This window comes from Pseudomonas antarctica (assembly GCF_001647715.1).
GTDB classification, from domain to species: domain Bacteria; phylum Pseudomonadota; class Gammaproteobacteria; order Pseudomonadales; family Pseudomonadaceae; genus Aquipseudomonas; species Aquipseudomonas antarctica_A.
On record NZ_CP015600.1, the window covers coordinates 973,187 to 986,498 of the forward strand.

Genomic DNA, 13,312 nt, shown 5'->3' on the forward strand with positions numbered 1-13,312 from the left:
GTCTTCTCCTCTTATGGGTTGATCGGATGTTGGCGCAGGAAGTCTGCGGCCACGGCGGACGGGCTTTCATGGTCGACGTCGACCCGCGCATTCAGCTGGCGCATGGTTGCATCGTCGAACAGCGCGGCCAGCGGCTTGAGGTCAGCGGCCAATTCAGGGTGCGCGTCCAGATAAACCTGACGCACCACGGGCGCGGCGGTGTAGTCCGGGAAGTAATGCTTGTCGTCTTCCAGCAGCTTCAATTTGAAGGCATTCAAGCGACCGTCGGTGGTGTAGACCAACCCGGCAAACACCTGGCCATTACGCAGCGCGGTGTAGACCAGCCCGGCGTCCATCTGCCGTGTGTTTTTGCGGGTCAGGTTCATGTCATACAGCTTGACCATGCCGGCCATGCCGTCAGAACGGTTGGCGAACTCGGTGTCCAGGGCCACCAGGCGTGTGCCTTTGGTTTTCTCTGCGAGTGCTTGGGTCAGGTCGCTGATGCTGTTGATCTGCGGGAATTCCTGGGCCACGTTGTCCGGCAGTGCCAGCGCGTAGGTGTTGCTGAATTTCGATGGCGACAGCCAGACCAAGCCTTTTTTCGCATCGAGTTCTTTCACTCGGGCGTAGGACTGCTCGCTGTCGAGCTTCTCGTCCACATGGTTGTAGGCCACCAGCGACACGCCGGTGTATTCCCAGATAAGGTCCAGTTGCCCACTTTCCTGGGCACTGCGCGCCAGGTTACTGCCCAGGCCGCCGGTCACGCGGGTGTCGTAGCCCTTGGTGCGCAGGTATTGGGAGGTGATTTCGGCGAGCAAGGTCTGTTCGGTGAACACCCGGGCGCCGATACGGATCACTGGTTTTTCTGCGGCTTGCGCAAAACCTGCAAACAGCAGGACGCAGCTCAGTATCAATGTCAGTTTTTTCATGTGATTTCCTTTGCCAAGCCTTAAGACGGACGCAACCCGCGTTCCAGCCAGAGGCGGCTGGCCATGGTCACCAGACCGTCGAGCAGCAACGCCAGCAGCGCGGTGCACGCGGCGCCGAGCAGCAATTGCGGCTGATTGTTCAGGGCGATGCCGGGGAAAATCAGGCTGCCCAGGCTGTTGGCGCCAATCAGGAAGGCCAGCGGCGCTGTACCCACGTTGATCGCCAGAGCCACACGCACACCGCCGATGATGATCGGCACGGCGTTGGGCAATTCCACGCGAAACAGCACCTGGCGCGGCGTCATGCCGATGCCGGTGGCGGCTTCTTTCAGGGAGCCCTGTACGTTTTTCAGGCCTTCGTAGGTGTTGCGCACAATGGGCAACAGGGAGGCGAGGAACAGCGCGAAGATGGCCGGGCCACTGCCGATGCCAAGGACGCCGAGGGCGATGGCCAGTACGGCCAGGGGAGGGACGGTGTTGCCGATGTTGAAGATTTGCATGAAACGTTCTGCGCGCCCGACCATGTTCGGTCGGCTAAGCAGGATACCGGCGGGGATCCCTACAACGAGGGCGGCCAGCATGGAGACAAGAACGAGGATCAGGTGTGCTTGCAGGTAAAACAACAAATCGTCGCGGTACAGTTCGATCGTGTTGATGCCGATCCAGTGGACCAGCAGGGCCAGGAGAGCGACGACAACCGCTCCTCCTATCAGCCCTTTGCCATAGCGAATAGCCACAGGCGGACTCCTTTTTTTCTTTTGTCGGCGAACACATTTCCGAGCGGCAATGCCATTCCTGGCTGTCGGCGAATATGTTCGCGAAAAGCAGCTCGCCGGTACCGGCAATGCGGTACGCGATCAAGCCATGAGCGCAGCCTCGTCAGGCTAACTTGCTGATTTTTCAGCCCCTGTTACGAGTGCGGTAGCAGGGGAGTGGACGTCTCTACCTTTTAAAAGGTTCCACACTTGGCAGCATTTAGCCACCCCCAATGGGTTGAACGGTGGTCCTTAACCCTGGGTTTGCGCTATACTCGCCGCCCTTTTTTGACTCACCCGCCAGGCGATTTCCCATGACCCACCAGGCCGCCGAAGTCGCGAAACGCCGCACTTTCGCTATTATTTCCCACCCCGATGCCGGTAAAACCACCATCACCGAGAAGCTCCTGCTGATGGGCAAGGCAATCGCGGTGGCCGGCACGGTGAAATCCCGCAAATCCGACCGCCATGCCACCTCCGACTGGATGGAAATGGAAAAACAACGGGGTATTTCCATTACCACGTCGGTCATGCAGTTTCCGTATCGCGACCACATGGTCAACCTGCTCGACACCCCGGGCCACGAAGACTTCTCCGAAGACACCTACCGCACATTGACGGCAGTGGACTCGGCACTGATGGTCCTCGACGGCGGTAAAGGCGTTGAGCCACGGACCATCGCGCTGATGGACGTCTGCCGTCTGCGTGATACGCCCATCGTCAGCTTCATCAACAAACTCGACCGCGATATCCGCGACCCGATCGAGTTGCTCGATGAAATCGAAGCGGTCCTGAAGATCAAGGCCGCGCCGATCACCTGGCCGATTGGTTGCTACCGCGACTTCAAGGGCGTTTACCACCTGGCTGACGACTACATCATTGTCTACACCGCTGGCCACGGCCACGAACGCACCGATGTAAAAATCATCGAGAAACTCGACTCCGACGAAGCCCGCGCCCACCTGGGTGACGAGTACGACCGCTTTGTCGATCAGTTGGAACTGGTGCAGGGCGCCTGCCACGCGTTCAACCAGCAGGAGTTCCTCGATGGCCAACTGACGCCGGTGTTCTTCGGTACCGCCTTGGGCAACTTCGGCGTCGACCACGTGCTCGACGCCGTGGTGAACTGGGCGCCAGAGCCTCTGGCCCGTGTTGCCAACGAGCGCACCGTGGAACCGGTTGAAGAGAAATTCACCGGCTTCGTGTTCAAGATCCAGGCGAACATGGACCCCAAGCACCGCGACCGTATCGCCTTTATGCGCATTTGCTCCGGCAAATACGAAAAAGGCATGAAGATGCGCCACGTGCGTACCGGCAAGGACGTGCGCATCGGCGACGCCCTGACGTTCTTCTCCTCGGAGCGTGAACAGCTGGAAGAGGCCTTCGCCGGCGACATCATCGGCTTGCACAACCACGGCACTATCCAGATCGGTGACACCTTCACCGAAGGCGAAGCGCTGGGCTTCACCGGTATCCCGCATTTCGCTCCGGAACTGTTCCGCCGCGTGCGCCTGCGTGACCCGCTCAAATCCAAGCAACTGCGCCAAGGTTTGCAGCAATTGGCGGAAGAGGGCGCGACCCAGGTGTTCTTCCCCGAGCGCAGCAACGACATCATCCTCGGCGCCGTCGGTGTGCTGCAGTTCGATGTGGTCGCCAGCCGCTTGAAAGAGGAATACAAGGTCGAATGCTCCTACGAGCCGATCACCGTGTACTCCGCGCGCTGGATCGATTGCAGCGATAAGAAGAAGTTGGAAGAGTTCTCCAACAAGGCCGTAGAAAACCTGGCGATCGACGGCGGTGGTCACCTGACCTACCTGGCGCCGACCCGGGTCAACCTGGCGCTGATGGAAGAGCGCTGGCCGGACGTGAAATTCCGTGCGACCCGCGAGCACCATTAAGGTCTGAGCGGTACACGAAAGGGCGAAGCCGTGATGGCTTCGCCCTTTTTTGTGGGCGCCGATAATCCAAGTGTGGGAGCGGGCTTGCTCGCGAATGCGCAGTGTCAGTCATGGATAGGTTCACTGATACACCGCATTCGCGAGCAAGCTGCTCCCACATTCTGATCTCCACGTGGCGATGAATTGGCGAGAAGCCCGCATCCCGTCTAGCGTTTGAATTATTACATCCACTTACCGACGGATCAGGAGGCGACCTTGCGTATAACTCAACGCGCCATTCATATGGTGCTGCTGGGGGCCTTGGGCCTGTCCACTGCTTTGGCGTACACCTCGGCGCTGGCGGATACAGGTACGGCCCAATGGAAAGACACCGGCCCGGTCAGCAAAAAAAAGCAAAAAGAGGTCAACTCCGGCGGCTGGCAGCCACAGGCCCAACCTGCGCCCAAGGAAGACGCGGAAAATCCTTACAACGAGGGGGAGGACAGCGAAACCTACGATGACGGCGATACCTGATGAGCGAGTGGCGTAAACCCGAGAACGGAACTAGCTTAATTCACAGCGACGGTCGAACGCCGGCGCGCGTGTTTCACTGACTGGACGGAAATCGACCATGACTATCTTTCAACGTGTGGTGCTGTTGCTAAAGGTGTTGGTGATGTTGTCGCTGGGTGCTTCATCTGCGTGGGCCAATACGGCCGTGCAGAGCCAGGCCCCGGCGGTTGTAGCGGCGAAGTCGGTGACAGCGGGTGGTTTGCAACTGGCTGCGGACGAGTCAGAGCCCGGTGATAAGGACCAGGGCGGCTCCAAGGATGATGATGACCAACAGGCCCCGCCAGACGACGATGACAGCGACAGTGATACGTAAGTCAGCGTGAAAAAAAGCCCCACCGGCCGGACTGATGCGCAATCCGACGGGTGGGGCGGTAGAACTTGTGTAATGCCCTGGGCTTAATCACCCAGGGCATTTTTGTTGCGGTCAGGCCACAAATTGCTCCGCGTAGTGGCAAGCCACCTGGCGGTTATCCAGGGCGCGCAATTGCGGTTCCTCGCTGCTGCACCGCGCGGTCGCATACGGGCAGCGCTTGTGGAAGGCGCAACCCGGCGGCGGGTTCAGTGGGTTAGGCAGTTCGCCGACGATCTTGATTTTCGGCTTGTTCGGGTCCGGGTGGATGGTCGGGGTAGCCGACAGCAACGCCTGGGTGTACGGGTGCAGGGGACGGGCGTAGATGTCGTCCTTGGGGCCCACTTCCACCGGGCGGCCGAGGTACATCACCATCACGTCATCGGCAACGTGTTGCACCACCGCCAGGTTGTGGGAGATGAACACATAGGCGGTGTTGAATTCCTGCTGCAAATCCATGAACAGGTTGAGCACCTGGGCCTGGATCGACACGTCGAGTGCCGACGTCGGCTCATCCGCCACCAGCACTTTAGGTTGCAGCATCATGGCGCGGGCCAATGCGATCCGCTGGCGCTGGCCGCCGGAGAACATGTGCGGGTAGCGCTGATAATGCTCAGGGCGCAGTCCCACTTGCTTCATCATCGCCTGCACTTTCTCGCGGCGCTCGGCGGCGGATAGGTTGGTGTTGATCAACAGCGGCTCGCCGAGTTGATCACCGACTTTCTGGCGTGGGTTCAACGAGGCATACGGGCTCTGGAACACCATCTGCACGTCTTTGCGCAATTGCTTGCGCTGGGCCTTGTCGGCGCCGGCCACTTCCTGACCGGCGATCTTCAAGGAACCCGAAGACGGCTCTTCAATCAGTGTCAGCGCACGGGCCAGGGTGGATTTGCCGCAACCGGATTCGCCAACGACCGCGAGGGTCTTGCCAGCTTCCAGCTCGAACGACACGCCATTAAGCGCGCGCACCAGGGCGTGGCCCTTGAACAGGCCACGGGACACTTCGTAGTGACGGGTGAGGTCGCGGGCGGTAAGAACGACGGCCATTACGCCACCTCCTGGTTCAAGGGGTAGAAGCAGCGCGCAAGGCTGTTGCTTTTCGGATCAAGCCCGGGCCGCTGGGCACGGCAGGATTCCTGCACGTACGGGCAGCGCGGTGACAGCAGGCAACCCTGTGGGCGGTCATAACGGCCGGGAACGATACCCGGCAGCGTGGCCAGGCGCGTGGCGCCAAGGCTGTGCTCGGGGATCGCCTTGAGCAGCGCTTCGCTGTACGGATGCGCCGGAATGTCGAACAACTGCGGCACCTGACCGACTTCAACGGCCTGGCCTGCGTACATCACGCACACGCGCTGGGCGGTTTCGGCCACGACGGCCAAGTCGTGAGTGATCAGCACCAGGCCCATGTTCTGCTCTTTCTGCAGGGCCAGCAGCAGCTCCATGATCTGCGCCTGGATGGTCACGTCCAACGCGGTGGTCGGTTCGTCAGCAATCAGCAGTTTCGGCTCACCGGCAATCGCCATGGCGATTGCAACACGCTGGCTCATACCGCCGGACAGTTGGTGCGGGTAGGCGTCCATACGGCTGGCAGCGCCTGGGATTTCGACCTTTTCCAACAGTTCGATGGCACGCTTGCGCGCTTGCTTGCCGGACATTTTCAGGTGCAGGCGCAGCACTTCTTCAATCTGGAAACCCACGGTGTAGCTGGGGTTCAGCGCGGTCATCGGGTCCTGGAACACCATTGCCAGGTCTTTGCCGACGATCTGGCGGCGCTGGCGGTTGCTCAGCTTGAGCATGTCCTTGCCGTCGAAGTTCAGGGCATCGGCGGTGACGATGCCGGGGTGCTCGATCAGGCCCATCAGCGCCATCATGGTCACGGATTTACCCGAACCCGACTCGCCAACGATCGCCAGCACTTCGCCTTTGTCGACGGAAATGTCGAGGCCATCGACCACCGGTACGGCGGTCTTGTCGCCGAAGCGCACGTTGAGATTCTTGATTTCTAACAGTGACATGGGAATCTCCTCAGGCGGCGTTCTTGAGTTTCGGGTCCAGCGCATCGCGCAGGCCGTCACCCATCAAGTTGATTGCCAGCACGCTGAGCAAAATGGTCAAGCCAGGCAAGCTCACTACCCACCAGGCGCGTTCGATGTAGTCACGGGCCGAAGCCAGCATGGTGCCCCACTCCGGGGTTGGCGGTTGTACGCCAAGGCCAAGGAAGCCCAGGGCCGCAGCATCGAGAATCGCCGAAGAGAAGCTCAAGGTGGCCTGTACGATCAGCGGCGCCATGCAGTTAGGCAGCACGGTGATGAACATCAGGCGTGGCAGGCCGGCGCCGGCGAGGCGGGCGGCCGTCACGTAGTCGCGGTTCAGTTCGCCCATCACCGCAGCGCGGGTCAGACGGACATAGGACGGCAAGGACACGATGGCAATCGCAATCACGGTGTTGATCAGGCCAGGGCCGAGGATCGCGACAATGGCCACGGCCAGCAGCAGCGACGGCAGGGCCAGCATGATGTCCATCAAACGCATGATGGTTGGGCCAAGCATGCGCGGGAAGAACCCGGCGAACAGACCCAGCAGGATGCCCGGGATCAGCGACATCACCACCGACGACAAGCCGATCAGCAATGAGAGGCGCGAGCCCTGAATCAGGCGCGAGAGCAGGTCACGGCCCAGTTCGTCGGTACCCAGCAGGAATTGCATCTGCCCGCCTTCCAGCCAGGCCGGTGGGGTGAGCAGGAAGTCGCGGTATTGCTCGCTCGGGTTATGCGGCGCAACCCAAGGGGCGAAGAGCGCGCAAAACACGATCAGCAACATGAACAGCAGGCCGGCAACGGCGCCTTTGTTCTTGGAGAAGGCTTGCCAGAATTCTTTGTACGGGGACGGATACAGCAGGCTTTGATCGACTGCTGACACTTGAGTAGGTGTGGTCATGGTCATGATCTCAGCGCTGGTGACGGATGCGTGGGTTGGCGAAGCCGTAGAGGATATCCACCACGAAGTTCACCAGGATCACCAGGCAGGCGATCAGCAGGATGCCGTTTTGCACCACCGGGTAGTCCCGCGCGCCAATGGCTTCGATCAGCCATTTGCCGATGCCAGGCCACGAGAAGATGGTTTCGGTGAGGACCGCACCGGCCAGCAGGGTGCCGACTTGCAGGCCCACCACGGTGAGTACCGGGATCAGCGCATTACGCAGGCCGTGTACGAATACCACGCGCGCCGGCGACAGGCCTTTGGCCTTGGCGGTACGGATGTAGTCTTCACGCAATACTTCGAGCATCGACGAACGGGTCATCCGCGCAATCACCGCCAGCGGGATGGTGCCGAGCACGATGGCCGGCAGGATCAGGTGGTGCAGGGCGTCGAAGAATGCGTCCGGCTCGTCAGCCAGCAGGGTGTCGATCAGCATGAAGCCGGTGCGCGGCTCGATGTCGTAGAGCAGGTCGATACGCCCGGAAACCGGGGTCCAGCCCAGGCTTACCGAGAAGAACATGATCAGGATCAGGCCCCACCAGAAGATCGGCATCGAATATCCCGCGAGGGAGATGCCCATCACCCCATGGTCGAACAGGGATCCTCGTTTCAAGGCCGCGATCACCCCGGCCAACAGGCCCAGGATACCGGCGAACAACAGGGCGGCCATGGACAGTTCCAGGGTCGCCGGGAAGAGGGCGGTGAATTCGGTCCACACGCTGGTGCGCGTGCGCAGCGATTCGCCAAGGTCGCCGTGGGCGAGCTTGCCAACATAGTCCAGGTATTGCGCGTACAGCGGCTTGTTAAGACCAAGGCGTTCCATTGCCTGTGCGTGCATCTCGGGGTCGACTCGTCGTTCGCCCATCATGACTTCGACGGGGTCGCCGGGGATCATGCGAATCAACGCAAACGTCAGCAACGTGATGCCGAAAAACGTGGGGATCAATAACCCCAATCGGCGGGCAATAAAACTAAACATCTTGTTGTGTACCTCAATCAGCCGGTTAGGCAGGTTCGGCACCGTCAATGGCGACGGTGCCGAGCGTCTTCTCTTATTACTTCACCTGGGTGGTGGCGAAGTTATTTGTCGTCAGAGGGCTTTGGGTAAAGCCTTCGACGTTTTTACGCATGGCGGTGAACATTTTCGGGTAAGCCATGGGAATCCACGGTTGGTCCTTCTCGAAAACGTCCATGGCTTGTTCGTAGAGTGCAGCCCGTTTCGAGGGTTCCTCAATGGCGCGTGCCTTATCGATCAAGTCTTGAAACTCTTTGTTACACCAGCGGGCGTAGTTTTCGCCGTTTTTCGCTGCATCGCAACTCAGGTTAGGGGTGAGGAAGTTATCCGGGTCCCCGTTATCCCCTGCCCAGCCAGCCGATACCATGTCGTGCTCGCCGTTTTTAGCACGCTTGAGCATCTCGCCCCATTCCATGACTTTGATATTGACCTTCAGGCCAATCTGAGCCAAATCCGCCTGCATGCGCTGGGCGCCGAGCATTGGGTTAGGGTTGGTCGGGCCACCGCCGTTACGGGTGAACAAGGTGAACTCGGTGCCTTCCGGTACGCCGGCTTCCTTGAGCAGGGCGCGGGCCTTGTCCAGGTCACGCGGCGGGTTTTTCAGTTTGTCGCTGAAACCCAGCAGGGTCGGTGGATACGGGCCGGTGGCGTCGATGGCGTTGCCTTTGCCGTACAGGGATTCGTTGTAGCCTTTTTTGTCGAACGCGATGTTGATCGCGTGACGCACCCGCGCGTCGCTCATGTACTTGTGGGTGGTGTTCAGCGCGGTGTAGCTGGTGGTCATCGCCGCCAGTTCCGCCACCTTCAGGTTCGGGTCGGCTTTCATGCTCGGCACGTCATCCGGCTTCGGATACAGCGCGATCTGGCATTCGTTGGCCTTGAGCTTTTGCAGGCGCACATTGTTGTCGGTGGTGATCGCCAGGATCAGCGGGTCCGCCGGCGGCTTGCCACGGAAGTAATCCGGGTTGGCCTTGAAGCGCACCTGGGCGTCTTTGGCGTAGCGGGTGAAGATGAACGGCCCGGTGCCGATCGGCTTGGCGTTCAGGTCATCGGTCTTGCCGGACTTGAGCAACTGGTCGGCGTATTCGGCGGAGTGAATCGAGGAAAACGCCATGGCCAGGTCGGACAGAAACGGTGCTTCAGGGCGGGTCAGGGTAAATACGACGGTGTGGTCGTCGGTCTTCGTTACGCTCTTGAGCAGTTCCTTGAAGCCCATGCTTTCAAAGTACGGGTAGCCCACGTTGGACTTGTTGTGCCAAGGGTGATTCGGGTCCAGCTGGCGCTGGAAGCTCCAAAGTACATCGTCGGCATTCATGTTGCGCGTGGGTTTGAAGTAGTCGGTGGTGTGGAACTTGATGTCGTCACGCAGGTGGAACGTGTAGGTCAGGCCATCGGCGCTGATTTCCGGCAAGGCCTTGGCCAGCGCGGGGATCACTTCGGTGGTGCCGGGCTTGAAGTCCACCAGGCGGTTGAACATGGTTTCGGCGGCGGCGTCAGCCGTCACGGCGGTGGTGTACAGGACCGGGTCAAAACCTTCCGGGCTGGCTTCGGTGCAGACCACCAGCGGTTTGGCCGAAACGCCGATCGCAACGCTCAACAGCGCAGCGGCAATGGCAGCTTGTAGCGGGAGCATTTTCATTCAGAGCCCTCTGCAATCGATTAAACCAGACAAGCGTAGTCGGCGGGCTCGTAATGAGCCCGCCGACTACCTGGCGCTAATTAAAGAATGTTGAACGGGATGGTGGTGACCAGGCGGAACTCACGGATGTTGCCGTCAGCCTGGTTGGCACTGGCGCGGTGAGTCACGTAGGTACCACGAATCGTGGTGGCCTTGAGTGGGCCGCTCTGCAAGGCGTAGGAAGTGCCGATGCCGTATTCCTGGTGTTTCTCGCCGTCCTGGGACTGAATGCCGTCATACCCACGGCCGGCGATGCCACCGTTGGCGGTGTAGTGAGTGCCGTCAATGCCCCAGCCGCGAGCCGAGTAGATATTGAACTTCAAGCCTGGCACGCCGTATTCGGCCATGTTGATACCGTAGGCAACCTGGAAGGATTTCTCGTTCGGGCCGTTAAAGTCGGACGTCAGGGAGTTGGCCAGGTAGATGCCGTTGGTTTCGTGCAGGTAGTCGAAGTACTCGTTACCGTTCACTTCCTGGTATGAGAAGGTCAGGCTGTGGGCTTGGTGAGTCAGGCCCAGCGACAGCGAGTAGGTATCGTTGTCGATTTTACCCATCAGCTTTTTGCCGGTATCGACGGTTTTGTAGTAGTTCAGGCCGGTGGTCAGTGCCAGGGTCTGTGCATCACCCAGTTCGTGGGTGGCGCCGAAGTAGTACTGGTTCCAGAAGTCTTCGACATTGGCGGCGAACAGGCTGGTTTTCAGGCTCTTGAATGGCTGGTAGTTGACGCCCAAGGTGTTGACCTTGTCGGTTTCCTGACCATTGCCGTACTCGGAGCGGAATTTCGACAGGCTCTGCTCGGTACGTGGCGAAACGCGGTCAAACACGCCACCCTGGAACGACAGGTTGCTGAATTCTTCACTGTTGAAGCTCACACCTTCAAAGCTCGAAGGCAGGGCACGGTTGCCGATGGTGTCGACGATACCGCTGCTGAAGTTCTGGCGACCGGCGGTCAATGTGGTGTTCGAGACGCGGAACTTGACGTTGGCCAGGCCCAGTTTGCTCCACTGGTCGACTGCGTCACCGTTGGAGTCGGCCAGGGTACGGTTGGAACCACCCTTGATGTCGCGCTTGCTACGGTCCAGAACCAGAGCGTTGTAGACCGCCACTTCGGTGCTCACGCCAACGGTGCCTTGGGTGAAGCCCGAGGTAGCGTTGAGGATGGTGCCTTGCACCCAGTTGGTACGGTACGCGTCGGTGCGGGCTTCGCCGTGTTTTTGGTAAGTGAACTTGCCACCACGGAATTTCTGTTCGTTGGCAAACCAGTTACGGGTAGTACCGCCCAGGCTGAATCCATCGACAAAGCCCTTGGCCTCGCTTTGGGCACTGGTGCCGGCCAATGTGGTTGGAACGAAGTCCTGGCTCTGGGTTTCAGCGAAGGCGGTTGCCGTGATGCTGCTGATGGCCAGGGCCAGAAGCGCTTTGCTACTCAGTTTCATGGGTGAAGCTCCTTTGGTTCTCTTTTTAATGCCGGTCTTTTTAGGTGAACCGGCTATTGGGTGTGTAACTCGTTCAAGCTCTTGCAAACGTTTGCCGTAGGAAAATTCCCAACAAAAGGCTGCACGTTTGCCGGAGAGCGAATTTCGCTCCCCGCCATCCGGTTATTTTCTTATGGGTTAATACTGACGCCCGAGAACACGTTGCGGCCGAAGGGGCTGACTTTGAAACCTTCGACTTTGGCGCTTAACGGCTGGTTGACCGTCGAGTGGGCGACTGGCGTGATCGGCACCTGCTGCTTGAGCAGTTGCTGCGCCTGTTTGTACAGAACAGTCCTTTGTTCGCGGTCGGTCACGACCTTGGCTTGCTTGATCAGCTTGTCGTACGCCGGGTCACACCACATGGAGTAGTTGTTCCCGCCGATGGCGTCGCAGCTATAAAGAGTACCCAGCCAGTTGTCCGGGTCACCGTTGTCACCGGTCCAGCCGATCAGGCTGACATCGTGCTCACCGTTCTTGGTGCGCTTGATGTATTCGCCCCATTCGTAGCTGACGATCTTGACCTTGAGGCCGATCTTGGCCCAATCGCTTTGCAGCATTTCGGCCATCAGCTTGGCGTTGGGGTTGTAGGGCCGTTGTACCGGCATCGCCCACAGGGTGATCTCGGTGCCTTCCTTAACGCCGGCGGCCTTGAGCAGTTGCTTGGCTTTTTCCGGGTTGTAGGCGGCGTCCTTGATGGTGTCGTCGTAAGACCACTGCGTCGGCGGCATAGCGTTGACGGCCAGTTGGCCTGCGCCCTGATACACGGCATTCAGGATGCTTTGCTTGTTCACCGCCATGTCCAGCGCCTGCCGCACTTCGAGCTGGTCGAAGGGTTTGTGGCGCACGTTGTAGGCGATATAGCCGAGGTTGAAACCGGGCTTGGTCAGCAGTTGCAGGTTGGGGTCGGCCTTGAGGGCGTCGACGTCGGCCGGGCGCGGATGCAGGGTCACCTGGCATTCGCCGGCCTTGAGCTTCTGCACCCGCACCGACGCGTCAGTGTTGATGGCGAAGATCAATTGATCCAGCTTGACCCGGCTCGGGTCCCAGTACTGTTTGTTGGCCACATAACGGATCTGCGAGTCTTTCTGATAGCGCTGGAACACATACGGGCCAGTGCCGATCGGCTTCTGGTTGATGTCGCTGGGTTTGCCTTCCTTAAGCAACTGCTCGGCGTATTCGGCTGACAGAATCGCGGCAAAGCTCATGGCGATGTTTTGCACGAACGCGGCGTCGACCGTGTTCAATGTCATCACCACGGTGTGCGGGTCGGTTTTCTCGACCTTGGCAATGTTCTTGTTCAGGCTCATCCCGTTGAAGTACGGAAACTCGGTGGGGTAGGCCTTGCGAAACGGGTGGTCGGGGTCAAGCATGCGGTTGAACGTGAACAGCACGTCGTCGGCGTTGAAGTCGCGCGTCGGCTTGAATTCCTTGTTGCTGTGGAATTTCACCCCTTCACGCAGGTGAAAGGTGTAGGTCAGGCCGTCTGGCGAAATATCCCACTTGGTTGCCAGCGCAGGTACCACATTGGTCTCGCCTTTTTCGAACTCAACCAGGCGGTTGTACAGCGGCTCCGCTGCGTCGTTGTCCGTGGCGGTGGTGTACTGCGCGGTGTCAAACCCGGCCGGGCTGCCTTCAGAGCAGAACACCAGGCTCTTCTTGTCGGCGGCTTGGCCCATCGTGGCCACAGCCAGCAGGCTGGTGCC

At 59.6% G+C, this 13,312-nt stretch carries 12 protein-coding genes; 3 read left to right on the top strand and 9 right to left on the bottom strand.

Annotation, left to right across the window (positions count from 1 at the left end; genetic code table 11):
- Window positions 1–11: 11 nt before the first annotated feature.
- Both A7J50_RS04150 and A7J50_RS04155 read right to left on the bottom strand, forming a co-directional pair.
- Window positions 12–908 (bottom strand): glycine betaine ABC transporter substrate-binding protein, encoded by an 897-nt coding sequence (locus A7J50_RS04150; protein ID WP_064450674.1) that lies wholly within the window; start codon window positions 906–908, stop codon window positions 12–14.
- Window positions 909–928: 20 nt separating this feature from the next.
- Complete coding sequence (locus A7J50_RS04155; RefSeq protein WP_025856261.1) at window positions 929–1,645, bottom strand: ABC transporter permease; 717 nt, start codon at window positions 1,643–1,645, stop codon at window positions 929–931.
- Window positions 1,646–1,977: 332 nt separating this feature from the next.
- Here A7J50_RS04155 and A7J50_RS04160 point away from each other — a divergent pair, with 332 nt between their 5' ends.
- The 3 genes from A7J50_RS04160 (at window position 1,978) to A7J50_RS04170 (ending at window position 4,426) form a co-directional block, all read left to right on the top strand.
- A complete protein-coding gene (locus tag A7J50_RS04160) occupies window positions 1,978–3,561 on the top strand; it encodes a peptide chain release factor 3 (RefSeq protein WP_064450675.1) in 1,584 nt (527 codons plus the stop codon).
- Between the two features lie 255 nt (window positions 3,562–3,816).
- A complete protein-coding gene (locus tag A7J50_RS04165) occupies window positions 3,817–4,074 on the top strand; it encodes a hypothetical protein (RefSeq protein WP_064450676.1) in 258 nt (85 codons plus the stop codon).
- A 97-nt stretch (window positions 4,075–4,171) separates the two neighbouring features.
- Window positions 4,172–4,426: a hypothetical protein gene (locus A7J50_RS04170; protein ID WP_064450677.1), complete on the top strand. Its 255-nt coding sequence runs from the start codon at window positions 4,172–4,174 to the stop codon at window positions 4,424–4,426.
- Window positions 4,427–4,537: 111 nt separating this feature from the next.
- Here the strand turns inward: A7J50_RS04170 and A7J50_RS04175 are convergent, their stop codons facing one another.
- The 7 genes from A7J50_RS04175 to A7J50_RS04205 all read right to left on the bottom strand — a co-directional run bounded on the left by A7J50_RS04175 (window position 4,538) and on the right by A7J50_RS04205 (window position 13,285).
- A complete protein-coding gene (locus A7J50_RS04175; RefSeq protein WP_064450678.1) occupies window positions 4,538–5,509 on the bottom strand; it encodes a peptide ABC transporter ATP-binding protein in 972 nt (323 codons plus the stop codon).
- Window positions 5,509–6,477 carry an ABC transporter ATP-binding protein gene (locus tag A7J50_RS04180; protein ID WP_017138287.1) on the bottom strand — a complete coding sequence of 323 codons (969 nt, stop codon included), beginning with the start codon at window positions 6,475–6,477 and terminating at the stop codon, window positions 5,509–5,511. The genes A7J50_RS04175 and A7J50_RS04180 overlap by 1 nt, the downstream gene beginning before the upstream one ends.
- A 10-nt stretch (window positions 6,478–6,487) precedes the next feature.
- Complete coding sequence (locus A7J50_RS04185; RefSeq protein WP_064450679.1) at window positions 6,488–7,399, bottom strand: ABC transporter permease subunit; 912 nt, start codon at window positions 7,397–7,399, stop codon at window positions 6,488–6,490.
- A 10-nt stretch (window positions 7,400–7,409) separates the two neighbouring features.
- Entirely contained in the window at window positions 7,410–8,420 is a 1,011-nt protein-coding gene (locus tag A7J50_RS04190; protein WP_010565541.1) for an ABC transporter permease subunit, read from the bottom strand.
- Window positions 8,421–8,496: 76 nt separating this feature from the next.
- A complete protein-coding gene (locus A7J50_RS04195) occupies window positions 8,497–10,095 on the bottom strand; it encodes an ABC transporter substrate-binding protein (protein ID WP_064450680.1) in 1,599 nt (532 codons plus the stop codon).
- 80 nt (window positions 10,096–10,175) lie between these two features.
- The gene (locus A7J50_RS04200) at window positions 10,176–11,570 is read right to left on the bottom strand and encodes an OprD family porin (RefSeq protein ID WP_064450681.1); all 1,395 of its coding nucleotides are present in this window, start codon (window positions 11,568–11,570) and stop codon (window positions 10,176–10,178) included.
- Window positions 11,571–11,740: 170 nt separating this feature from the next.
- Window positions 11,741–13,285 (bottom strand): ABC transporter substrate-binding protein, encoded by a 1,545-nt coding sequence (locus tag A7J50_RS04205; RefSeq protein ID WP_407016639.1) that lies wholly within the window; start codon window positions 13,283–13,285, stop codon window positions 11,741–11,743.
- Between the last annotated feature and the right edge of the window lie 27 nt (window positions 13,286–13,312).

Coding starts and splice junctions, on each gene's coding strand:
- A7J50_RS04160 (WP_064450675.1), top strand. CDS start 1,978: ATGACCCACCAGGCCGCCGAAGTCGCGAAACGCCGCACTTTCGCTATT.
- A7J50_RS04175 (WP_064450678.1), bottom strand. CDS start 5,509: ATGGCCGTCGTTCTTACCGCCCGCGACCTCACCCGTCACTACGAAGTG.
- A7J50_RS04170 (WP_064450677.1), top strand. CDS start 4,172: ATGACTATCTTTCAACGTGTGGTGCTGTTGCTAAAGGTGTTGGTGATG.
- A7J50_RS04190 (WP_010565541.1), bottom strand. CDS start 8,420: ATGTTTAGTTTTATTGCCCGCCGATTGGGGTTATTGATCCCCACGTTT.
- A7J50_RS04180 (WP_017138287.1), bottom strand. CDS start 6,477: ATGTCACTGTTAGAAATCAAGAATCTCAACGTGCGCTTCGGCGACAAG.
- A7J50_RS04200 (WP_064450681.1), bottom strand. CDS start 11,570: ATGAAACTGAGTAGCAAAGCGCTTCTGGCCCTGGCCATCAGCAGCATC.
- A7J50_RS04195 (WP_064450680.1), bottom strand. CDS start 10,095: ATGAAAATGCTCCCGCTACAAGCTGCCATTGCCGCTGCGCTGTTGAGC.
- A7J50_RS04185 (WP_064450679.1), bottom strand. CDS start 7,399: ATGACCACACCTACTCAAGTGTCAGCAGTCGATCAAAGCCTGCTGTAT.
- A7J50_RS04150 (WP_064450674.1), bottom strand. CDS start 908: ATGAAAAAACTGACATTGATACTGAGCTGCGTCCTGCTGTTTGCAGGT.
- A7J50_RS04205 (WP_407016639.1), bottom strand. CDS start 13,285: ATGGGCCAAGCCGCCGACAAGAAGAGCCTGGTGTTCTGCTCTGAAGGC.